The organism is Legionella sp. (assembly GCF_047605385.1).
GTDB lineage: Bacteria > Pseudomonadota > Gammaproteobacteria > Legionellales > Legionellaceae > Legionella.
On record NZ_JASGFU010000048.1, the window covers coordinates 1 to 20,275 of the forward strand.

Here is a 20,275-nt window from a genome sequence, read left to right on the forward strand (position 1 = left end):
TGCGCGCGGTGGAGAGGGGAAGCCCGGTGAGCTCAATTAAATACCTGGGGAGTTATAGATAAGACTAAATTTGGTGTTTAATTGAACAATAATGCGGAAAAATTACATATGGAGTTAATGGATTAGACTTTTTTAGAGGAAATGAGATTAAAAACCTCATTTTTTTTCATGAACCAGTATATAATTCTACTTTTGGCCAAACGTGGAAAATAAAAGCATGCCTGAAAATTGGGTTGAAATAGATAATTTAATCTTTACTCGTGAGAGTCGGCGCATTTTCAATAGCATTAGCATGATCATGAAGCAGGGGAAGATTACTGCCATCATGGGGCCAAGTGGCTCAGGAAAAACTACCCTGTTACAACTTATCGGAGCACAGTTGACTCCTGAAAGTGGGATTATCAGCGTTAATAGGCAAAACATTCATGGATTATCACGGAAAGCACTTTATGAGGCGCGACGTGACATGGGACTTTTATTTCAAAGTTCGGCGTTATTCACCCATCTTAATGTTTTTGAGAATGTTGCCTTTCCTTTGCGCGAACACACACAACTGAGTGAATCCATGATTCGTGATATTGTATTAATGAAGCTTGAAGCCGTAGGATTACGCGGAGCTTTGCATTTAATGCCAGCACAACTTTCTGGAGGGATGGCGCGTCGCGTTGCTTTAGCGCGCACGATTGTTTTAGATCCGGAATTGATGATGTATGATGAGCCGTTTACTGGCCAGGATCCTATTTCTCTAGGAGTTTTGGTTCGTTTAATTAAACGCTTAAATCAGTTGCTACATACTACGACTATTATTGTTTCTCATGATGTTGAAGAAACCTGTTCTATTGCCGATTATATTTACTTAATTTCTGGTGGCAATATTATTGGGCAGGGGACTCCTGATGAACTTATTCATTCTACAGAGCCACAAATAAGACAATTTATGCATGGGGAAGCAGATGGTGTTGTGCCATTTCATTATCCTGCCAGATCCTACACAGAGGAGTTATTAGATGCTTGAACTCATCACGCGCTTTGGTAATCGCGGTACTCGTGTTTTGCAAAATTTTGGCAAGTCTGGTGTTTTTTTATTTTTGATGTTTTTTAGAAATCCCAATATTACTAAATTATGGCCACTGCTACGTTATCAAATTTATTTTGTTGGCGTTTTATCTTGCTTAATCATCGTAGTATCTGCTTTATTTATAGGTATGGTAGTTGGATTGCAAGGATATAATACTTTGCAAAAATTTGGTGCTGCCAGCCAATTAGGACAACTACTTGCTTTAAGCATCTCTAGAGAGCTTGGTCCAGTGATTAGTGCTTTGTTATTTGCAGGGCGTGCAGGCTCTGCATTGACTGCGGAAATTGGTCTGATGAAAACAACAGAGCAATTATCCAGCATGGATATGATGGGTGTTGATCCATTAGGTCGGGTTGTTTATCCGCGTTTTATGGCGGGGTTTATTACTTTGCCATTATTGTCTTTAATTTTTTCAGCAGTTGCTATCTTGGGTGGATATTTTATTGGTGTGCATTGGTTAGGTGTTGATGCAGGTAGCTTTTGGTCCAACATGCAAGCAGCAGTAAATTTTCGTATCGATGTGTTAAGCGGTATCATCAAGAGTTTGGTTTTTGCTTTTGTGGTGACCTGGATAGCGGTGTTTCAAGGTTTTGAATGTGTACCTACAGCAGAAGGGATTAGTCAAGCAACCACAAAAACAGTGGTGTTTTCTTCTCTGGCTGTCCTAGGTCTTGATTTTCTGTTGACTGCAATGATGATTGGAGATTGGTAATGAGTAAGCAACGGTATGTAGATTTGAGTGTTGGCCTATTTATGTTGCTTGGGGTATTAGCCTTACTGGTTATGGCAATGAAGGTTAGTAGTCTATCTGATTTAATGTCACGTAAAAGCTATGATGTCACCGCAGATTTTACAGACATCGGTGGGTTGAAAGTGCGTGCGCCGGTTACTGTGGCGGGAGTTAAAATTGGTGAAGTGACTCGTATTGAATTGCAACCAAGCGAATTAAATGCCAAGGTTACTATGCGTTTACGCGGCGATAAAAAAATTCCTTATGAAGATTCTTCAGCACGAATTTTAACTCAAGGCTTGCTTGGTTCTAATTATATCAGTATTGTTCCCGGATTTGATGATGAAGGGAATACAAAACATCCTTATTTACGCAACGGGGATGTGATTGCAAAAACGCAAGAAGCAATTATTCTCGAAAATTTGATAGGCCAATTATTATTTAATATTAAAAAATAAGGTGAGAAATGAGAATCCTAAAAACAATTATATTCGTTGCCAGTGTGATTTTATCTCCAGGACTTATAGCTCAAAGCTCCCCTGTTCCTATGTTAGAACAGGTAGCAAATGAGATCATTGCAACTTTGAAAGATAATAAGGCTAATTTAAAAAGCAATCCTAATATTATTTATGCTGCTGTAGAAAAGCATTTATTACCTATTGTTGATGTTCTTGGGATGTCTCGTTCAGTTTTAGGTCGACAAGCCTGGACTAAAGCATCACCAGCACAAAGAGCACAATTTTCTCAAGAGTTTACGCGTTTAGTCATTCGTACTTATTCTAGTCCTTTGGCGCAATATTCTGATGAGACTGTACAATTTTTACCAGTAAGAGGTGTAGTGAATGCTCGTTTTTTACGTGTGAATAGCGTGATTGTGCGTTCTGAAGGTCAAAACATTCCATTAACCTACAGTTTGATTGATAAAAATGGGCAATGGAAAATTTATGACATCAGTGTTGAAGGTGTGAGTTTATTGCAAAGCTTTAGGTCACAGTTTGCTCAAGCATTGCAAAATTCAAGTATGGATGAAGTGATTAAGCAAATGCAACATAACCAAATTAAGAAGGCCTCTATAAGGTGAAGACGATTCATTTTAAACCAGGATCAGAATTGACGTTCAGATCTGTAGTAGGGGTGCGAGCTAAATTGTCTAAAGTTATAATGGATAGTGCATGCACTCATTTAAATCTTAATTTAAGTGAGGTTATGCACTGTGACAGTGCTGGCATGGCATTACTTCTTGAAGCCAGAAAGTTGTGCAAAAAAAATAATAAGACGTTTGAGATAATTGGCATGTCCCCTGAGACTCGATCTTTGGCGGATTTTTGTGGTGTAAAAGATATTTTGGACGCGATTTAGTTTTTTAAAATCTCTCAATGGTTTTTATCTCTAAAAAATTGACCCTCATGACTGCAGAAAAATCCCCGTTATCCAGAGGAATTTACGACGAAGGATCTTCTGAATGTGGTACAATGCTGAATACAGTAAGCCTATGCCACATTCAGGAGATCTCTTACTTTGTTCGAGATGACATGTCCATGTGATTTATTAGTGATGTTTATCGGTAAAAAATTGTATTTATTTAAATTTGTGAGCTAATTTTAATGTTAAGTAATGAAGAAGTTGAACAAAAACTCAGAGCCATTGACGAGATATTTTTAGTCAAAGTAGATGGGAATGGTTATCAATACCAGGTAACTGTTGTCAGTGATGTATTTATCAATAAATCCAAAGTGGCTCGCCAGCAATGGGTTTATGCACAGTTAAAAGAGTTTATAACCACTGGCAAACTTCATGCAATTAGTATGAATACGTGGACAAAAGAAGAATGGGGAAAAGAACATGGATAAATTATTAATTAAAGGCGGTAAAGCATTAAATGGTGAGGTGGTTATTTCTGGAGCAAAGAATGCAGCTTTACCGATTATGGCAGCCAGTTTACTTGCCAGTGATCATGTGACGATTTCAAACGTTCCTCATCTTAAAGACATTACTACAATGATGGAACTTTTAGGCCAGCTAGGAGCACATCTTATCGTTGATGAAAAAATGAATGTGCAGGTTGATGCAAGTCAGGTGAATGAGTTTGTTGCGCCTTATGATTTGGTAAAAACCATGCGTGCTTCAATCTTGGTTTTAGGTCCCATGTTGGCTCGTTTTGGTCAAGCAGATGTGTCTTTGCCTGGTGGTTGTGCGATTGGTACTCGTCCTGTGGACTTACATTTAAAAGCCTTAAAAGCTATGGGTGCCGATATTAGCGTTAAAAATGGTTACATCAATGCACGTTGCAAACGCGGTCGTTTACAAGGGAAACGCATTATGTTTGATACTGTGACTGTGACTGGTACTGAAAACATATTAATGGCTGCAGCACTTGCTGAAGGTACTACTATTATTAAAAATGCTGCGCGTGAACCCGAAGTAGTTGATTTAGCTAATTTCCTTATTCAAATGGGCGCTAAAATTTCTGGTGCAGGTACTTCAATTATTGAAGTGGAAGGAGTAGATAAGCTTTCTGGTGGAATTTATTCTGTAATGTCTGACCGTATTGAAGCAGGTACTTATTTAGCTGCTGGTGCCTTAACTCGTGGTCATGTGACTGTGAAACGCGTGCGCCCAGATACTTTATTATCACAATTATGTAAATTTGAGGAAGCAGGTGCGGAATTAACTATTGGTGAAGATTGGGTAAGCCTTAATATGCACAATAAGCGTCCGCAAGCAGTGAATATCTCTACTGCACCATATCCTGCGTTTGCAACTGACATGCAAGCACAATTTATGGCAATGAACTCAGTTGCTGAGGGTTCTTCAACCATAGTGGAAACTATTTTTGAAAATCGTTTTATGCACGTTCAAGAATTGCAACGTATGGGCGCTCAAATTCAATTAAATGGTAATACAGCGCTCATTAATGGTGTAGAAAAATTAGCCGGTGCTCCAGTAATGGCAACTGATTTACGTGCTTCTGCAAGCTTGATTCTTGCTGGTTTAGTAGCTGAAGGGGAAACTACCGTTGAGCGTATTTACCATGTGGATAGAGGTTATGAGCGCATTGAAGAAAAATTATCTTTATTGGGTGCTGATATTAAGCGAGTTTCTGAGCGATGATCACTAAAAAGGGGCTCTCTTCACACTTACATCAGTTATTGAACTGTGATCGTTTTAATGATTACGCGCCTAATGGTTTGCAGGTTGAGGGCAGAGAGCAAATTCAACGTATTTGTACCGCAGTAACTGCTTCTGACGAAGTAATTTCCCTGGCTATTGCGCACGATGCGGATGCATTATTAGTCCACCACGGTTATTTTTGGCGTGGCGACGCGCAAACGATTACCGGGATGAAGCGGCAACGGATTAGTAAACTTTTGCGTCATGATCTTAATTTATTTGCTTATCATCTGCCTTTGGATTGTCATTTAGAGCTAGGTAATAATGTTTGTCTGGGGAAATTATTTGCTGTAGAAAATATGCAAACGCATCCCGCCGGCGGTACGGACAATTTATTATGGTCAGGTTCTTTATCTAAAGCGATGACAAGCAAAGAATTTGCCGAGTATCTGAATAAGAAATTAGGACGTCAACCTTTAACCATTGAAGGAAGCGAGAAAATTATTAATCGCATTGCTTGGTGTAGTGGTGGGGCTCAGGACTATATTGAAGCGGCAAATTGCTTAGGTGTGGAAGCTTATATTAGTGGAGAAGTTTCAGAGCGTACTTATTATCAAGCCAAAGAATTAGGTATACACTATTATTCTGGCGGTCATCATGCAACAGAGCGTTATGGTATCCAAGCCTTAGGTGAATACTTAGCTACTTATTTTCAATTAGAGCATCAATTTATCGATAGTGATAATCCTGTTTAATTGCTTTTTTGAGGTGTTGAAGTTATTGTCAGCACATAGTAAATTAGCAAAACTTCTTATCAATGTATATCAAGGATGATCTATGATAAGCCAAACGATTAAGATATTGGTTGTAGTGCTATTCTTGCTCAATTCATGGGCTTATGCTATCCAGGCCTTTTATTTAAGATTTCTGAATCAGGCACTCCGGCGTCAGCAGACATTATTTTATGCTTAAATGGCAAAAGACCGTTATCATGCCAAAATTATCATGTGTCTGCGCAAGACTTAATGATTAGTACGACGATAAATCATTATTATCCGCAAGCAGGAATTAAGATACTGACTGCAGGTTATCAACTTATAGGCTGTACTCCTATTGCCAATGGGTATTGCTTGTTTGCAACCAGTAATACCACATCGACCACGATTTCTTTAAATTCCAGTTCACAACAAAATCAAACAATTACGTTTACGAGCACGCCATCCTCATTGATTACCGTAGGATTAACGTATGATGTAACCGCCGTGGTGAGCTCAGGTTTGCCGGTGATGATATTACGGTGGATGCTTCTGGCCATGTGTACGTGTCTGACTCTGGTAATAGTGAAGTTAAGGTGATGCCTGCAAGTTGCACGTCCAGTAGTTGTGTTAGCATTCTGGGAGGAGGATTTATGAGACCTACAGGTGTCGCTGTAAATCCAGCATCGGTGGTCACGTTCAGAAGATAATGATGATATTGAGATTCAATGAATTTTTAAAAAGGAGCACTGATGAACATAAGGATATTAGGTAGTTTACTATTATTGGGCTATAACCTGGCTTATTCTGGCGAGGCAGGTAATTCTGGGGTTCATTCACGATTGCGACCAGGACATGTTGTCATTCAATCAGGGGGTTATTGGAGTCATCAGGGTAAAGCACAGCATATAAATATAGTGAGCTTGATTGGCGATGAATTTACTGTAACACGGCATGATGATTCGAATGGTCTTGTAGGATGGGGTTATTTTATAGACGGCCAAGATTGGCATCGCGTTCAATTAAGTTATGGAGTGAATGCTTTTTACTTACCCAAGACTTCTGTTTCCGGGCTGGTAATTCAAGAGAATTTATTCACTAATTTATCGTATGGTTATCATGTAACTCATTACCCTGTTTATGCGGCAGCTAAAGCAAGGACTGACTTACCGATTAAGCACTTATCTTTGACGATTGATGCAGGGATTGGCCCCAATTTTATGAAAACCGGAGGCTTTACCGAGCATTCTTTGGATGATGGAATCACTCTTCCTGACCATGCTTTTTCAGGACACACCACAACCACCTTTACTGTTACCACAGGTGTTGACCTTCAACTGGCTGAAGTGTTTGGTGCGATGCCTTTGGAATGTGGATACCGCTTTTTTTATTTAGGCCAAGGACATTTTAGACGTACTACGGCTCAGATCATGAATAACCTGCACACGGGTTCTGCTTATGCAAATGCTGTAGTATGTGGGGTGCGTATTTAATTCTGAAATACAACGATCAAGGATGATTATGATGAACCAAAAGATTAAGATACTGGTTGTAGGGTTGTTCTTGCTCAGCTCATGGGTTTATGCCAATCCAGGTCTTTTATTTAAGATTGCCGAATCAGGAAGCCCGGCGGTGGTAGATGTTATTTTGTGCTTAAACGGCAAAAGACCGTTATCCTGCCAGAATTATCATGTATTTACAAAAAATTTAACCATTGGTACAACGGTAAATCATTATTATCCCCAGGCAGGAATTAAGATACTAACACCAGGTTATCAACCTACAGGCTGTGTCCCTATTGCCAATGGGTATTGTTTGTTTGCAACCAGCAACACCCTATTGGCTACGATTTATTTAAATTCCAGTTCACAGAAAAATCAAACGATTACGTTTACGAGTGTGCCACCATCAATCGTCACCGTCGGATTAACGTATCATGTAGCTGCCACAGCGAGCTCTGGTTTGCCGGTGACGATTACAGTGAATTCCAGCAGTACAAGTGTGTGCTCTATTAGTGGCAATACAGTGACTTTTAATGCAGTAGGTATTTGTATTTTGGATGCGAACCAAGCAGGGAATGCTCAGTACGATGCTGCGCTCCAAGTGCAGCAAAGTATCGATGTCCCTCTCATGCTCTTTATGGCGGATAATGATAATAATGCAGTTAAGGCAATGACTGCGGATTGTACTTCCAGTAGTTGTGTTACCGTTCTAGGAGGAGGATTTTCTTCTGTTCAGGGTATTGCTGTGGATGCCTTTGGTCATGTTTACGTGACGGACACTATCAATAATACGGTTAATGTAATGTCGGTAGATTGCACTTCCAGTAGCTGTGTTACTGTTCTAGGAGGGGGATTTTCTTCTCCTTCAGGTATCGCCGTGGATGCCTCTGGTGATATTTACGTAGCTGATACTGGCCATGGTGAGGTTAAGGTAATGCCTGCAGGTTGCACTTCCAGTAGTTGTGTTACCACACTAGGAGGTGGATTTACTTTGCCTGTGGGTGTCGCTTTGGATGCCCCTGGTAACGTTTACGTAGCGGACGTGTCTTATAATGCGATCAAGATAATACCTGTGGGTTGCACTTCCAGTAGTTGTGTTACCTCTATGGGAGGAGGATTTTCACAACCTTGGGGTATTGCTGTAGATGCCTCTGGTCACGTTTACGTGACTATTTTGGCTAATGGTGCTGCAGTTACGGTAATGCCTGCAGGGTGTACTTCCAGTAGTTGTGTTAGCACGCTAGGAGGTGGATTTAATTTCCCTGAAGGGGTCGCCGTGAATGCTGCCGGTGACGTTTACGTGGCGGACAGTGGCAATAGCGCGGTTAAGGTAATGCCTGCAGGTTGTACTTCCAGTAGTTGTGTTACCACACTGGGAGGTGGATTTTTCGGAGTTACAGGTGTTGCTGTAAATCCAGCAGCAGTTATCACGTTCAGAAGATAATGGCGATAGAAACTCTATACTTCTGAGATAACTGTTTACTTTATCATTGCTTTGTACTTGTACCTCTTGGCAGCATAAGCTAACATGGGTTTATAATTGCTAAGAGGTTGTTTTAATGATCAGTTTTCGATATTTAGTGATTTTTATTTTTTTATTATGTACTTTTTCGATTCATGCAAATAGTTCAAATCAGCAGAATAAGACTTTTCGTAGCTTTTGGCATCCAAAGTATCACGGAGAGCGTTTAGCGTATTGTACCCCTGATGGTAAAAAATGTGGTAAGGCGATTGCTAACCATTATTGTAAAATGATGGGTTATCAGCATGTGCATCAACAAGTCATTGCCCATAATGTTGGCCTCACAAATTATATTTCTACGCGCGCTCGATGTAAGGGTTGGCAATGCGATGGATTCATGACCATTTCTTGCATAACCACTTTGCCACATATGCCCCCTAAACCTTATCATTATCGCGAGCAAAATTTTCCTGATCCACGCTTTAATCATTATCGTGTGGCTTGGTGTTACAACCGTAAACAAGATTGTGGTTCACCTGCGGCCAATGCTTTTTGTCGTCATCTAGGCTTTATGAATGCAAAGCATTTTGTAAAAGAGAACCAAGTTGGAGCAACAAGGACAATTGGTAGTGAAGAGTTATGTTTTGGTAATGAATGTCAGGCTTTTAAAATAATAGTTTGTTATCGCTGAGATTTATTATTTTGGTATTTAAGGATAAAGTGATGAGTAGTGGGGATTTAATATATATCATTGATAATGATGTCTGTCGCAGTGATAAGTTGAGCACTATTTTAGATTTTATTGGTGAGTCAGTGCACATAGCTAAATTTGGGAGTTTAGATATTGATAGTAGCCCAACACCTAAAGTCATTATTTTAGGAGTTAGTGAATCGATTATAGAAACTTTGCAAGAATTGAATGTCTTAGCTAATCGTTTTACTAAAGTGCCTATGATCGTTGTGGGTGAACAATTAAGTGTAGAGCAATGTATGGACTGCAATGTGGTGACATGCCTACCTTTTCCCTTCAGTTATGCGCAGATTCTTAATGCCTTACATCAATGTCACATTACTCGAGACACCATCAAATCTATTTTAGCCAGTGCGCAACAAGTTCCTTCGCTTCGTAGTTTAATTGGCAATAGTCACAGTATTTTTCAGACGCGTAAACTTATCGAGCAAGTAGCTGATACTGAGGCTAGCGTCTTGATCTTAGGGGAGTCTGGAACTGGAAAGGAAGTTGTTGCGCGAAATATTCATACCTTGTCTTCCAGAGCAAATAAACCTTTTATTGCCATTAATTGTGGAGCAATTCCTGCTGAATTGTTAGAGAGTGAACTGTTTGGTCATGAAAAAGGAGCTTTTACGGGAGCGATAACTTCTCGCCAAGGGCGGTTTGAATTGGCACATGGTGGTACTTTATTTCTTGATGAAATCGGGGATATGCCTTTAACTATGCAGGTTAAACTACTACGTGTATTGCAAGAGCGTTGCTTTGAGCGGGTAGGTTCTAATAAGAGTATTGGTGTGAATGTCCGTATCATCGCAGCAACTCATCGCAATTTAGAAACGGCTATTCAAGAAGGACATTTCCGTGAAGATTTATTTTATCGTCTTAATGTATTTCCCATTGAAATGAGCCCCTTAAGAGAGCGTCGTGAAGATATCCCGCTATTATTTAATGAATTAATTTCGCGTATTGAACAAACAGGTCGTCCTATTGTGCGTTTGATGCCTGAAGCCATGCGTACTTTATGTCTGTATGATTGGCCTGGTAATATTCGTGAATTGGCAAATTTGGTAGAACGATTGACGATTCTTTATCCGAATGGGATTGTAAGTCAAGAAAGTTTGCCAATGCGTATTCTTGAGGGGGTAAAGACAGAATATGCTATTGAACCCAATGAGCGTGAAGTTTTACGGCATATAGAGAAGCAAGAGCCTGAAGCGAGTTCTACCGAGTGTATTGATTTAAAAGAGCATTTAGTTAAAACAGAATTGGCGTTAATTAGTCAAGCATTGAATAAGTCTGATTGGGTAGTGGCACGTGCTGCAAATTACCTTAATATGCGGCGTACTACTTTAGTAGAAAAAATGCGCAAATACAGACTTACACGTCCTGCGCGTGCCGAGGTGTAAATTGAATAGCCTGATAACGCTTTTTCGTGTGATTCAGGCTATTAACACCAATGTAATTCAGGCAATTACTTTTGCTCTTCTTCAGGCTTGTCTTTCTTTGTGGTTTTAGGAGTTTCGGCTTTAACTTCTTCAGTGCCGTCATCATTTATTCCTGATTGCGCTCTAAGATCCTTATAATCCTGAATGATTTGCCCTATACTGGTTTTAATGTCATTGAACAACTTACCTGACATTGATGCAAGTTCTTTGAAATCAGGTATTTTTGATTTAGTGTCGCTCATAGCCTATTTACTCCATTTAGGTAGCATCTATGCTTAATTATAGACTATTCTGTGTTTTTTGCTCGGCTAATTATCCAAATGGTGATTTTATTAATACTGCATTTTATGAGTTTCATCCATGGGCACAAGTTGGTGATGGTATTTTACTGAAAAGTAGTTGCTAAGGGCAATATTATTTCGGAAATGCAAGCGGGCAGGCAAACGTTCATGTGAATGAACGCTTGCGCGAGCTATTTAATTTTTTAATACCCTTCAAAATTGAGTGCGATTGCCATATTAGGAACAAGGGTATTGTTTTACGTGATACGCTAATTACCCCCAAGGATGCATAAAACGCATTGTGGGTTTCAGCACTTTATTAACTAAGGTTGCTTTTGGCGGAATTGTCAGTTTGAAAACCTTATATTCCGACATCTTATTAATAAGATAATCATCACTTGTAGATAATTCATCAACTAAATGCAAATCGAAAGCATCTTTGGCTAACCAATGTTCACCAGTGGCTACTTGATCGATATCCAAATGTTCACGATTATTGATAATATAATTTCTAAATGTAATATGAATTTTTTCCAGGTCTTCTTGTACCTTTTTTCTACCTTTTTCTGTATTTTCACTAAAAAGCGTCAAGGTGCGTTTGTATTCTCCAGCGGTTAAAAGTTCAACATCGATATCATGCTTTTTAAGCCAACGGTAAAAGTTAGGAATTTGCGTAACTACACCAATTGAACCAATAATTGCAAAAGGTGCTGCAATAATGCGATGTGCTACACACGCCATTAAATAACCACCACTTGCAGCGATTTTATCAATACTTACGGTCAGTGGGATATTTTTATCACGAATACGTTGTAGTTGTGATGCGGCCAAGCCATAACCGTTGACTACACCACCAGGGCTATCTAAACGTACTAACACTTCATCTTCCTGACGAGCTACACTGAGAATTGCTGTAATTTCTTCACGTAATTGCTCAACTTGTGAAGCTTTCATGTCGCCATGAAAATCAATAACATAAAGTACTGGTTGTTTGTCATTTTTCTTTTTCTTCTTCTTCGGTGGTTTTTTACCTAAGACTTCTTTGTTGATTAAAGAATGCAAATGTTCATAATGCTCATTTAACGAAGAAACTTCCAATTTAGGCTTGTGTTTGCGGCTCATTGAAAAAAAACCGGCGAAGATTACCAGAAAAGCAACAACAATCGTTAAGGTTTTTAAAAGAAACAAACCGTATTGACTTAAAAACTCCATCACAGACCTTACCAAAAAATAAAAGGAGATTATGGCTGTACTTGCTCCAGTTCGCAAGATGATTTTGGCTTTTCCAGTAGCTGTTTAAAAAGGAAGAAATGAGAACTATTATTGATGGCTTGAACTCTCCAGCAAATAAAGAAATTAACATATAAAAATGCGCATACAATATGTAAAGATATTTAGCCATGGATGAGTTATAGATCTAAATAATGGGGTTGGGTTTCTAAATAAAAAACTTGTATTGTTTTTTAGTTTTAGTAGGATCTCGCTTCTAACATGCTAATAAATATCTCCATGCTTAATGTATTCAACCTCAGTTTTGATTACCAGGAACAACCTTTATTAAAAGAGGTCACTTTTCATTTACCTGTAGGTGGGTTGCTCCATCTTCGTGGAGCCAATGGCGCAGGAAAAACTACGTTACTCAAATTAATCGCTGGTTTATATCGCCCTATCCATGGTGAAATTCGCTTTTTGGGGCGAGAAATTCATAGCAATCTTAGAGAATATCAGCAGCAATTATGCTTTGTTGGTCATAAAACAGGAATCAATCTGAGCTTAACTGTACGCGAAAATTGTTTTTTTGATTTGCATTATCACAAGCAATCTTTAAAAGAATTAGCTTCCATTTTTAAACTGGAACGTTATTTAGACTTATCTTGCGCATTACTTTCGGCAGGGCAAAAACGGCAGGTGGGTTTGCTGCGTTTGTGGATGTCCCAAGCAAAACTTTGGCTTTTAGATGAGCCTTTAGTGGCATTAGATGCTAAGGCTTTGGAATTGCTTATGGCAAAAATAGCTGACCATAGAGCACAAGGCGGTGCAGTAGTACTTACTTCGCATCAAACCTTGCCCTTGGATGCCTCTGAATATCAGGAGTATTGTTTGTGAAATCAATCTGGTCTTTATTTGGCAAATACTGTCGACGTGAATTATTGATTCAAGTGCGTCAAATACATTTTTTAGTCAATTCTTGTCTGTTTTTATTAATTTTTTTATTCATGTTTCCTTTAAGCCTGAATCCAGAACCCACTTTATTACGAACAATCGCTCCTGGTTTAGTGTGGATGGCTATTTTATTATCCATGCTACTTTCTGCTGAACGTCTATTCCAACAAGATTATGAACAGGGGGTGATGGAGCAATGGTTGGTTTCTGGACAATCTTTACCTTTGCTGGTTACTACTAAAGTGATGGCGCATTGGTTATTTAATCTACTGCCATTATTGATTTTATGTCCTTTAGTCGCTTTATTATTTTCGCTCAATGCTTGGGAAACTCTGGTATTGGCGTTAACCATTATTTGTGGTACTCCCGCCTTATTATTTCTTTGTGCCTTAGTTGCTGCTTTTGGTGTGGGGATTAATCAACGGGGGGTACTTATGGCTTTGATTTTACTCCCACTCACCTTACCGTTATTAATTTTTGGTAGTGGCACTTTAGCAATTGCCATGCAGGGTTTACCTGTGAGTGCCTATTTGGCTTTATTATTAGCAATGTCGGTTCTTGCGGTGGGTTTTTTGCCTTACGCTATTGTAGGAGTGATTCGTATTTGTCACGTAGAGTAAGAGATTTTGCGAAAGACCACAGACATGCTAAAATCCGATTTTTTTGATTTCATTTATCCCTATGTGGAAACTATTATACCAGCTCGCATCCCCGAAAATATTCTATAATTTTGCTAGTCGTTTAACTCCAGCACTAGCATTGATTGCCTTAATTACTTTGATTACTGGAATCATCTGGGGCTTAGCTTTTACCCCATCAGATTATCAGCAGGGCGATGCGTTTCGTATTATTTATGTGCATGTACCTAGTGCTTTTCTATCTATGGCACTTTACGGCTGGATGGGCTTTTTGGCAATATTGCTTTTAGTTTGGCGGATTAAAATTGCCGGTTTGCTCATCAGTCAGGTCGCACAATTAGGTATTTGCATGGCTTTTTTGGCTTTAGTTACTGGTAGTATCTGGGGCAAACCAATGTGGGGTGCCTGGTGGGTTTGGGATGCGCGTTTAACCTCTGAATTAGTACTTTTCCTTTTATATGCTGCAATTTTAGCTACTTATCATGCCATGAAAAATAAAGAAGACGGTGACAAAATCATTGCTATTCTTACCCTGGTGGGTTTGATTGATTTACCTATTATTCATTATTCCGTGTATTGGTGGAATACCCTGCATCAAGGTTCTACCTTATCAGTGTTTGCAAAGCCTAAAATTGATGGCAGCATGTTGTACCCTTTATTTCTGACCATTATTGGTTTCTTTTTTTATTCTTTGTGGATTATTTTAGAAAAAGCACGTCATGAAGTATTACTCAGAGAAAAGAGACAATCTTGGGTCAAGAAGCAATTTGATGAGGAGTCTTAATGAATCAAGTATGCGATTGGTTGGCGATGGGTGGATATTCTTTCTATGTTTGGCCCGCTTATGGTTTGGTGTGTGCTGTTTTGATCATAAATATTTTAGGAATGAAATGGAAGAAAAAGCAAACGCATCAAAAGTTACAACAATGGTTTAAGCGATAACCTATGAATCCAATTCGTAAACGTAAATTATTGATTTTGGTTTCTGCCTGTGTAGTTTTTGCCGTAGCATCAGGTTTGGTTTTATATGCCTTGCGGCAAAATATTAGCTTATTTTACACCCCAACGCAGATTGCGGCTGGTGAAGCACCCTTACAGCGTGATATTCGTGTAGGTGGTATGGTTGATAAAGGTTCTTTTATACGAGCTAAAGAGGGTTTGGCTGTTGAATTTAAGATCACTGATTTTAAGCAAAAAATTACGGTAAATCATAGAGGAATATTGCCTGATTTATTTCGTGAAGGCCAAGGTGTGGTCGTTGAAGGGCAATTGGTTGATAACCAGCATCTTCAGGCTACACGCGTTTTAGCCAAGCATGATGAGAATTATATGCCGCCTGAGGTTAAAGCTGCATTAGCAAATAAGGTGAACTCATGATTGCTGAAGTAGGTCTTTTCTCATTGATTTTGGCGTTAATTGCTTCCATGGCATTGGCTATAATTCCTTGGTGCGGATTACAGTTAAAACGTGCTGATTGGATAAATTCAGCACGAACTTATGTGATAGTGCAATTTTTTTTCATCTCCTTAACATATATTTTGTTGACGCTTCTTTTTTTAAGAGATGATTTTTCCGTTATTTATGTAGTGAATAATTCCAGTATCGCCTTGCCATGGTTCTATAAATTATGTGCTGTCTGGGGTGGGCATGAAGGTTCAATGCTCTTATGGGTGGCTATTCTTAGTTTTTGGACTTTGCTGGTTGCTTTTTGCAGCGCCGGTCTTGATAAGGAAATGCGTACGCGAGTTTTAGTAGTACTAGGCTGGCTAAGCATTGGATTCATCCTGTTTTTATTGACTACCTCTAATCCCTTTTTACGTCAATTCCAGGTATTGAATACTCAAGGACGTGATTTAAATCCCTTATTGCAAGACCCTGGTTTTTTATTTCATCCACCTATGTTGTACATGGGATATGTCGGTTTTTCCGTTGCTTTTGCTTTTGCCATTGCTGCTTTATGGGCTAAAAGACTGGAAACCAGTTGGTCTAAATGGACCAGGCCTTGGACTTTAGCTGCCTGGTGCTGCTTAACGGCAGGTATTACTTTAGGTAGCTGGTGGGCTTATCGTGAACTAGGCTGGGGTGGTTGGTGGTTTTGGGATCCAGTGGAAAATGCTTCGTTTATGCCTTGGTTAGTAGGTACTGCATTATTACACTCTTTAGCTGTTACTGAGCAACGTCAGCAATTTAAAGCCTGGACTATGCTATTAGCTATTGCGGCATTTTCATTAAGTTTAATTGGAACCTTTCTGGTTCGTTCTGGGGTATTAACCTCGGTACATGCTTTTGCTGTGGATCCACAGCGTGGATTATATATTCTTGGATTTTTACTCGTAGTCATTGGTGGTTCACTACTGCTGTTTTTATTTAGAGCGCAGACTTTGCATACGGCACAGAATCCCAGCCCTTTATCACGTGAAAGTGCCTTGTTATTAAATAATGTATTTCTCATGGTGATTATGCTAACCGTATTAATGGGGACAGTTTATCCTTTACTAGTTGATGGTTTGGGCTTAGGAAAATTATCTGTAGGAGCTCCTTATTTCAATGCAGTATTTGTCCCCTTAATGATTCCGATGTTGTTGATTATGGGGTTTGGTGTGCACTTAAAATGGAATAGAGACAGTTGGCAAGCCATTTTTAAAAAATTATGGCGTATTGCCGTACTAAGCTTGTTATTTCCTGTAGGGTTTTTATTAGTTACCCATAAAGAATTAGATGTTTCAGCTTTAATTGGTATGGCTTTAGCGATTTGGGTGGTATTAAGTACAATGAATGCAGTGCTTAAACGCATAAAAGAACGAGGCAATTTAATGCAAGTCGGTCAAGCTTACTGGGGAATGGCCATTGCGCATTTAGGTGTTGCTGCGGCAGTGATGGGTGTTGCTGTATCAACTACTTATGGTGTTCAAGATGATGTGCAAATGCGTCCTGGTAAAACAGTTAATTTAGCAGGTTATGCTATTCAATTTGTAGAACAAAAGCTGTTAGAAGGGCCGAATTATAAAGGGACACAGGCACAATTTAAGATCAGTCACCATAATAAGACGAAAATAATTTACCCAGAAAAACGTCTTTACACTATTGGAAAAATGACCATGACGGAATCGGCGATTGATGTGACGCCATTTCGTGATATTTATGTGGCACTGGGCGAGCCTTTGGCAGATGATTCTTGGTCTGTACGTCTTTATTATAAGCCTTTGGTACGTTGGATCTGGGCGGGTGGTTTTATGATCTTAGCTGGGGGGTTCTTAGCCTTGGCTGATCGTCGCTATTATCGCAAAAAAGCGGCAACAAAAGAGGTAAAGGCATGAAAAAAATAGGTTGGCGTATTCTTCCGGTTACTCTGTTTATCATGTTGTCTGTTTTTCTTTGGCGGGGTTTGGCCTTAAACCCACATGAATTGCCTTCAGTGCAATTGGGTAAATCCTTACCTCAATTTAATTTGCCGCAATTGCAAAATCATGATGTTTATTTCAACTCCAGGCAATTACGTAATGAAGTAATTTTGCTTAATGTTTGGGCCAGTTGGTGTGCTGCCTGTATTGAGGAACAAGTAGTTATGTTGCAATTAGCGCGTGAAGGGGTTCCTATTTATGGTTTGAATTATAAAGATGAAACGCTAGATGCATTGCAGTGGTTGTCGCGTTGGGGGAATCCATACAAGATGGTATTTCAAGATCTTGATGGAAAAGTAGCCATTGATTTAGGTGTTTATGGTGCACCCGAAACCTTTGTGGTTGATAAACAAGGAGTGATTCGTTATCGCCATGCTGGGGTGATGACGCAAGAGTTATGGCAAAAAGAAATTCAGCCATTGATGAAGCAATTGGAGCATACGGCATGATAAAAGTACATATGTTTGCATATTGTCTACTCCTATTTTTGGGAATGAGCCCCGCTTGGGCGAATAGTACCTATCCTTTGGACTCTACACGTAAAGAAGCACAATTTGCACATCTTTTGAAAGATTTACGTTGTTTGGTGTGTCAAAATCAAGATTTGGCTGATTCGAATGCTGATTTAGCAAAAGATTTGCGTGACCAGGTATATCGTTTAATAAAAGAAGGTAAAAGTGATAGTGAAATCAGAGATTATCTGACTTCACGTTATGGGGATTTTATTTTATTTCGTCCCCCAGTGAACGGTGTGACCTATTTATTATGGTTTGGTCCTGCTTTATTTTTAGTGCTAGGAATTTTGATTTTTTGGCGAACCTGTTTTGGTAGAAAGCATACCAGTCAAGTCATCGAGTCAGATTTAGATAAAAGCACAAATAGAGGTTTTTATGAATGAATGGTGGTTATTAAGTTTACTCATCGGTATAACCCTTTTGGCTAGTATATTAATTATTTATCCTCTAAAACGTCACTTGAGACTCAGTATCTTATTAGTGCCACTCATCTTTATTTTAGCGTTTACTGGATATTACCACTGGGGTAGTTTTGGTAAATGGCAGGGTTATCTGGTACAGCAGGAAAAGCAAAAACAAGCGGATGCTATGCTTAAATCAATTAAAGGTCCGCAAGAATTAATCGATAAATTACGCGCACGCCTTGATGATACTCCTAAAAGTGCCAAAGGATGGTATCTTCTCGGGCGTTTATATGCCAGTCAGGAACAACAACAAAATGCGGTTGATGCGTTTGCCAAGGCTTATCAATTTAACCCCAATGATGAACAATATGCAGCCAATTATGCCCATAGCTTATGGCAATTACATCAGCGTCAATTTACGGTACAAATCACGAAAATCTTTAAAAATATCTTAAAAAACAATCCTAACCAACCTGATGCTTTAGCAATGTTGGCTATGGATGCTTTTGCCAGTCATGCTTATGAGGATGCTATAAGATATTGGCAGCGCTTATTAAAAATGGTATCACCACAATCTGAAGAAGCACACTTTATTAGGAAAGCAATTGCCAAGGCTGAAGAGCGTATAAAATTACATAGAAAAATCTGGACTAAATAGGTGGCATGCTCACACGTAGTATCCACCGCAGGCACAAAAATTGAGATCAAATAGGTACTGAAACCGCTTCAAAATTCAAGTTTTTTTTCTGATAGAGCAACGGTTTTTGTATTTGCGGGCTGTTTTTCTGGGAACAGTCCAAAAATAGTAACACTCATTTCCTTTTCTGTACTTGGAGGCCGTTTAAAATCCTCCCCGTGCTCTGCAAGTAAGGCACGACCTTCAGGCGTTGCACACAGCCAATAAAAAGGACTTTTGTCCTTATCAGGTCCTTCAGTGGTTATTTGTGCATACAATCTCTCACTACTTAGATGCTGCTTGAAGTCCTGCCAATGTTCTTTAAGTAAAGCACGACCTTCAGGTGTTGTACACAGACAATAAAAGGGACTTTTACCCTTATGAGGTCCCTCACCAGTTACCTGGGCAAATAACTCCTCGCTATTTAGATGTGGTTTAAAATCATCCCAATGCTCTTCAAGTATGAGATAACCTTCAAGTGTTGTACATAGCCAATAAAAGGGACTTTTACCTTGATCAGGTCCTTCAGCGGTTATTTGTGCAAATAACCCCTTACTATTTAGATGTTGCTTGAAATCATTCCAATGCTCTGTAAGTAAGACATAACCTGCAAGCGTTGAGCATAGAAAATAAAAAGGACTTTGGCCCTTATCAGGTCCTTCAGCAGTTATCTGCGCAAACAACCCCTCACTATTTAGATGCGGTTTAAAATCCTCCCAATGCGCTATAAGTAAGGCACGATCTTCAGGTGTTGAGCACAACCAATAAAAGGGACTTATACCTTTAAAAGGTCCTTCAACGCTCATCTGCGCAAATAACTCCTCACTACAGAGATGCGGTTTAAAATCCTCCCAATGTTCTGTAAGTAAAGCGCGACCTTCAGGCGTAGCACGCAGCCAATAAAAAGGACTTTTACCTTTATCAGGTCCTTCAGCAGTTATCTGTGTAAACAGTTTCTCGCTACTTAGATGAGGTTTAAAATCCTGCCAATGCTCTGTAAGTAAGGCATAACCTTCAGGTGTTGCACACAGCCAATAAAAAGGACTTTTGCCTTTATCAGGTCCTTCAGCGGTTATCTGTGTAAACAGTTTCTCGCTACTTAGATGTGGTTTAAAATCCTCCCAATGCTCTGTAAGTAAGGCATAACCTGCAAGCGTTGAGCATAGAAAATAAAAAAAAGGACTTTGGCCCTTATCAGGTCCTTCAGCGGTTATCTGTGCAAACAGTTCCTCACTGTTTAGATGCGAGTTAAAATCCCCCCAATGCTCTGTAAGTAAGGTACGACCTTCAGGTGTTGCACACAGCCAATAAAAAGGACTTTTACCTTTATCAGGTCCTTCAGCGGTTACTTGCGCAAACAACCCTTCACTACATAGATTCT

27 protein-coding genes are annotated in these 20,275 nt (G+C 39.4%); 24 read left to right on the forward strand and 3 right to left on the reverse strand.

The features are described from left to right. Nucleotides 1-217 precede the first annotated feature (217 nt). The 14 genes from QM652_RS10610 to QM652_RS10675 all read left to right on the forward strand — a co-directional run bounded on the left by QM652_RS10610 (nt 218) and on the right by QM652_RS10675 (nt 10,777). Entirely contained in the window at nt 218-1,015 is a 798-nt protein-coding gene (locus tag QM652_RS10610; RefSeq protein ID WP_415075575.1) for an ATP-binding cassette domain-containing protein, read from the forward strand. Continuing rightward, entirely contained in the window at nt 1,008-1,790 is a 783-nt protein-coding gene (gene mlaE / locus QM652_RS10615; protein WP_415075577.1) for a lipid asymmetry maintenance ABC transporter permease subunit MlaE, read from the forward strand. The genes QM652_RS10610 and mlaE overlap by 8 nt, the downstream gene beginning before the upstream one ends. Then, nucleotides 1,790-2,266: an outer membrane lipid asymmetry maintenance protein MlaD gene (gene mlaD, locus QM652_RS10620; protein ID WP_415075579.1), complete on the forward strand. Its 477-nt coding sequence runs from the start codon at nt 1,790-1,792 to the stop codon at nt 2,264-2,266. Before mlaE ends, mlaD begins: the two co-directional genes overlap by 1 nt. 8 nt (nt 2,267-2,274) lie before the next feature. Further along, nucleotides 2,275-2,889, forward strand: a complete 615-nt coding sequence (locus tag QM652_RS10625) for an MlaC/ttg2D family ABC transporter substrate-binding protein (protein WP_415075581.1) — start codon at nt 2,275-2,277, stop codon at nt 2,887-2,889. After that, entirely contained in the window at nt 2,886-3,167 is a 282-nt protein-coding gene (locus tag QM652_RS10630) for an STAS domain-containing protein (protein WP_415075583.1), read from the forward strand. The genes QM652_RS10625 and QM652_RS10630 overlap by 4 nt, the downstream gene beginning before the upstream one ends. Before the next feature lie 245 nt (nt 3,168-3,412). Next, the gene (locus tag QM652_RS10635) at nt 3,413-3,658 is read left to right on the forward strand and encodes a BolA family protein (protein ID WP_415075585.1); all 246 of its coding nucleotides are present in this window, start codon (nt 3,413-3,415) and stop codon (nt 3,656-3,658) included. After that, nucleotides 3,651-4,919, forward strand: coding sequence for a UDP-N-acetylglucosamine 1-carboxyvinyltransferase (gene murA, locus QM652_RS10640; protein WP_415075587.1), 1,269 nt, complete (start codon nt 3,651-3,653; stop codon nt 4,917-4,919). Before QM652_RS10635 ends, murA begins: the two co-directional genes overlap by 8 nt. Beyond that, a complete protein-coding gene (locus QM652_RS10645; protein WP_415075589.1) occupies nt 4,916-5,674 on the forward strand; it encodes a Nif3-like dinuclear metal center hexameric protein in 759 nt (252 codons plus the stop codon). The genes murA and QM652_RS10645 overlap by 4 nt, the downstream gene beginning before the upstream one ends. A 135-nt stretch (nt 5,675-5,809) precedes the next feature. After that, nucleotides 5,810-6,274: a hypothetical protein gene (locus tag QM652_RS10650; protein ID WP_415075591.1), complete on the forward strand. Its 465-nt coding sequence runs from the start codon at nt 5,810-5,812 to the stop codon at nt 6,272-6,274. Continuing rightward, nucleotides 6,235-6,384, forward strand: coding sequence for a hypothetical protein (locus tag QM652_RS10655; RefSeq protein WP_415075593.1), 150 nt, complete (start codon nt 6,235-6,237; stop codon nt 6,382-6,384). Before QM652_RS10650 ends, QM652_RS10655 begins: the two co-directional genes overlap by 40 nt. Before the next feature lie 42 nt (nt 6,385-6,426). After that, nucleotides 6,427-7,167, forward strand: coding sequence for a hypothetical protein (locus tag QM652_RS10660; RefSeq protein ID WP_415075595.1), 741 nt, complete (start codon nt 6,427-6,429; stop codon nt 7,165-7,167). 28 nt (nt 7,168-7,195) lie between these two features. Further along, nucleotides 7,196-8,620 carry an NHL repeat-containing protein gene (locus tag QM652_RS10665; protein ID WP_415075597.1) on the forward strand — a complete coding sequence of 475 codons (1,425 nt, stop codon included), beginning with the start codon at nt 7,196-7,198 and terminating at the stop codon, nt 8,618-8,620. A gap of 115 nt (nt 8,621-8,735) precedes the next feature. After that, nucleotides 8,736-9,329 carry a hypothetical protein gene (locus QM652_RS10670; protein WP_415075599.1) on the forward strand — a complete coding sequence of 198 codons (594 nt, stop codon included), beginning with the start codon at nt 8,736-8,738 and terminating at the stop codon, nt 9,327-9,329. Between the two features lie 32 nt (nt 9,330-9,361). Continuing rightward, nucleotides 9,362-10,777 (forward strand): sigma-54 dependent transcriptional regulator, encoded by a 1,416-nt coding sequence (locus tag QM652_RS10675; RefSeq protein ID WP_415075601.1) that lies wholly within the window; start codon nt 9,362-9,364, stop codon nt 10,775-10,777. A 65-nt stretch (nt 10,778-10,842) separates the two neighbouring features. Here the strand turns inward: QM652_RS10675 and QM652_RS10680 are convergent, their stop codons facing one another. After that, nucleotides 10,843-11,058 carry a hypothetical protein gene (locus tag QM652_RS10680; RefSeq protein WP_415075603.1) on the reverse strand — a complete coding sequence of 72 codons (216 nt, stop codon included), beginning with the start codon at nt 11,056-11,058 and terminating at the stop codon, nt 10,843-10,845. Between the two features lie 29 nt (nt 11,059-11,087). Here QM652_RS10680 and QM652_RS10685 point away from each other — a divergent pair, with 29 nt between their 5' ends. Beyond that, on the forward strand, nt 11,088-11,222 hold the full coding sequence (locus tag QM652_RS10685) for a hypothetical protein (protein ID WP_415075605.1): 135 nt from the start codon (nt 11,088-11,090) through the stop codon (nt 11,220-11,222). 148 nt (nt 11,223-11,370) lie between these two features. On the opposite strand, the gene sohB is transcribed toward QM652_RS10685, so the two are convergent. Continuing rightward, nucleotides 11,371-12,309, reverse strand: a complete 939-nt coding sequence (sohB, locus tag QM652_RS10690; RefSeq protein WP_415075607.1) for a protease SohB — start codon at nt 12,307-12,309, stop codon at nt 11,371-11,373. Nucleotides 12,310-12,606: 297 nt separating this feature from the next. Here sohB and ccmA point away from each other — a divergent pair, with 297 nt between their 5' ends. The 9 genes from ccmA (at nt 12,607) to QM652_RS10735 (ending at nt 18,876) form a co-directional block, all read left to right on the forward strand. Further along, nucleotides 12,607-13,203, forward strand: coding sequence for a cytochrome c biogenesis heme-transporting ATPase CcmA (gene ccmA / locus QM652_RS10695; protein ID WP_415075625.1), 597 nt, complete (start codon nt 12,607-12,609; stop codon nt 13,201-13,203). Further along, a complete protein-coding gene (gene ccmB / locus QM652_RS10700) occupies nt 13,200-13,880 on the forward strand; it encodes a heme exporter protein CcmB (RefSeq protein WP_415075609.1) in 681 nt (226 codons plus the stop codon). Before ccmA ends, ccmB begins: the two co-directional genes overlap by 4 nt. Before the next feature lie 61 nt (nt 13,881-13,941). Beyond that, complete coding sequence (gene ccmC / locus QM652_RS10705) at nt 13,942-14,682, forward strand: heme ABC transporter permease CcmC (RefSeq protein WP_415075611.1); 741 nt, start codon at nt 13,942-13,944, stop codon at nt 14,680-14,682. After that, nucleotides 14,682-14,840 carry a heme exporter protein CcmD gene (ccmD, locus tag QM652_RS10710; protein WP_415075613.1) on the forward strand — a complete coding sequence of 53 codons (159 nt, stop codon included), beginning with the start codon at nt 14,682-14,684 and terminating at the stop codon, nt 14,838-14,840. The genes ccmC and ccmD overlap by 1 nt, the downstream gene beginning before the upstream one ends. A gap of 3 nt (nt 14,841-14,843) precedes the next feature. Continuing rightward, entirely contained in the window at nt 14,844-15,275 is a 432-nt protein-coding gene (gene ccmE / locus QM652_RS10715; protein ID WP_415075615.1) for a cytochrome c maturation protein CcmE, read from the forward strand. Next, nucleotides 15,272-17,215: a heme lyase CcmF/NrfE family subunit gene (locus tag QM652_RS10720; RefSeq protein ID WP_415075617.1), complete on the forward strand. Its 1,944-nt coding sequence runs from the start codon at nt 15,272-15,274 to the stop codon at nt 17,213-17,215. The genes ccmE and QM652_RS10720 overlap by 4 nt, the downstream gene beginning before the upstream one ends. After that, complete coding sequence (locus QM652_RS10725; protein ID WP_415075619.1) at nt 17,212-17,748, forward strand: DsbE family thiol:disulfide interchange protein; 537 nt, start codon at nt 17,212-17,214, stop codon at nt 17,746-17,748. Before QM652_RS10720 ends, QM652_RS10725 begins: the two co-directional genes overlap by 4 nt. Nucleotides 17,749-17,759: 11 nt before the next feature. Further along, entirely contained in the window at nt 17,760-18,197 is a 438-nt protein-coding gene (locus tag QM652_RS10730) for a cytochrome c-type biogenesis protein CcmH (protein WP_415075627.1), read from the forward strand. Further along, a complete protein-coding gene (locus QM652_RS10735) occupies nt 18,190-18,876 on the forward strand; it encodes a tetratricopeptide repeat protein (RefSeq protein WP_415075621.1) in 687 nt (228 codons plus the stop codon). The genes QM652_RS10730 and QM652_RS10735 overlap by 8 nt, the downstream gene beginning before the upstream one ends. A 68-nt stretch (nt 18,877-18,944) precedes the next feature. Here the strand turns inward: QM652_RS10735 and QM652_RS10740 are convergent. Next, a partial coding sequence (locus QM652_RS10740) for a hypothetical protein (protein ID WP_415075623.1) occupies nt 18,945-20,275 on the reverse strand: 1,331 nt, incomplete at its 5' end.

Coding starts and splice junctions, on each gene's coding strand:
- QM652_RS10610 (WP_415075575.1), top strand. CDS start 218: ATGCCTGAAAATTGGGTTGAAATAGATAATTTAATCTTTACTCGTGAG.
- mlaE (WP_415075577.1), top strand. CDS start 1,008: ATGCTTGAACTCATCACGCGCTTTGGTAATCGCGGTACTCGTGTTTTG.
- mlaD (WP_415075579.1), top strand. CDS start 1,790: ATGAGTAAGCAACGGTATGTAGATTTGAGTGTTGGCCTATTTATGTTG.
- QM652_RS10625 (WP_415075581.1), top strand. CDS start 2,275: ATGAGAATCCTAAAAACAATTATATTCGTTGCCAGTGTGATTTTATCT.
- QM652_RS10635 (WP_415075585.1), top strand. CDS start 3,413: ATGTTAAGTAATGAAGAAGTTGAACAAAAACTCAGAGCCATTGACGAG.
- murA (WP_415075587.1), top strand. CDS start 3,651: ATGGATAAATTATTAATTAAAGGCGGTAAAGCATTAAATGGTGAGGTG.
- QM652_RS10645 (WP_415075589.1), top strand. CDS start 4,916: ATGATCACTAAAAAGGGGCTCTCTTCACACTTACATCAGTTATTGAAC.
- QM652_RS10650 (WP_415075591.1), top strand. CDS start 5,810: ATGGGCTTATGCTATCCAGGCCTTTTATTTAAGATTTCTGAATCAGGC.
- QM652_RS10660 (WP_415075595.1), top strand. CDS start 6,427: ATGAACATAAGGATATTAGGTAGTTTACTATTATTGGGCTATAACCTG.
- QM652_RS10665 (WP_415075597.1), top strand. CDS start 7,196: ATGATGAACCAAAAGATTAAGATACTGGTTGTAGGGTTGTTCTTGCTC.
- QM652_RS10670 (WP_415075599.1), top strand. CDS start 8,736: ATGATCAGTTTTCGATATTTAGTGATTTTTATTTTTTTATTATGTACT.
- QM652_RS10675 (WP_415075601.1), top strand. CDS start 9,362: ATGAGTAGTGGGGATTTAATATATATCATTGATAATGATGTCTGTCGC.
- QM652_RS10680 (WP_415075603.1), bottom strand. CDS start 11,058: ATGAGCGACACTAAATCAAAAATACCTGATTTCAAAGAACTTGCATCA.
- QM652_RS10685 (WP_415075605.1), top strand. CDS start 11,088: ATGCTTAATTATAGACTATTCTGTGTTTTTTGCTCGGCTAATTATCCA.
- sohB (WP_415075607.1), bottom strand. CDS start 12,309: ATGGAGTTTTTAAGTCAATACGGTTTGTTTCTTTTAAAAACCTTAACG.
- ccmA (WP_415075625.1), top strand. CDS start 12,607: ATGCTTAATGTATTCAACCTCAGTTTTGATTACCAGGAACAACCTTTA.
- ccmC (WP_415075611.1), top strand. CDS start 13,942: ATGTGGAAACTATTATACCAGCTCGCATCCCCGAAAATATTCTATAAT.
- ccmD (WP_415075613.1), top strand. CDS start 14,682: ATGAATCAAGTATGCGATTGGTTGGCGATGGGTGGATATTCTTTCTAT.
- ccmE (WP_415075615.1), top strand. CDS start 14,844: ATGAATCCAATTCGTAAACGTAAATTATTGATTTTGGTTTCTGCCTGT.
- QM652_RS10720 (WP_415075617.1), top strand. CDS start 15,272: ATGATTGCTGAAGTAGGTCTTTTCTCATTGATTTTGGCGTTAATTGCT.
- QM652_RS10725 (WP_415075619.1), top strand. CDS start 17,212: ATGAAAAAAATAGGTTGGCGTATTCTTCCGGTTACTCTGTTTATCATG.
- QM652_RS10730 (WP_415075627.1), top strand. CDS start 17,760: ATGTTTGCATATTGTCTACTCCTATTTTTGGGAATGAGCCCCGCTTGG.
- QM652_RS10735 (WP_415075621.1), top strand. CDS start 18,190: ATGAATGAATGGTGGTTATTAAGTTTACTCATCGGTATAACCCTTTTG.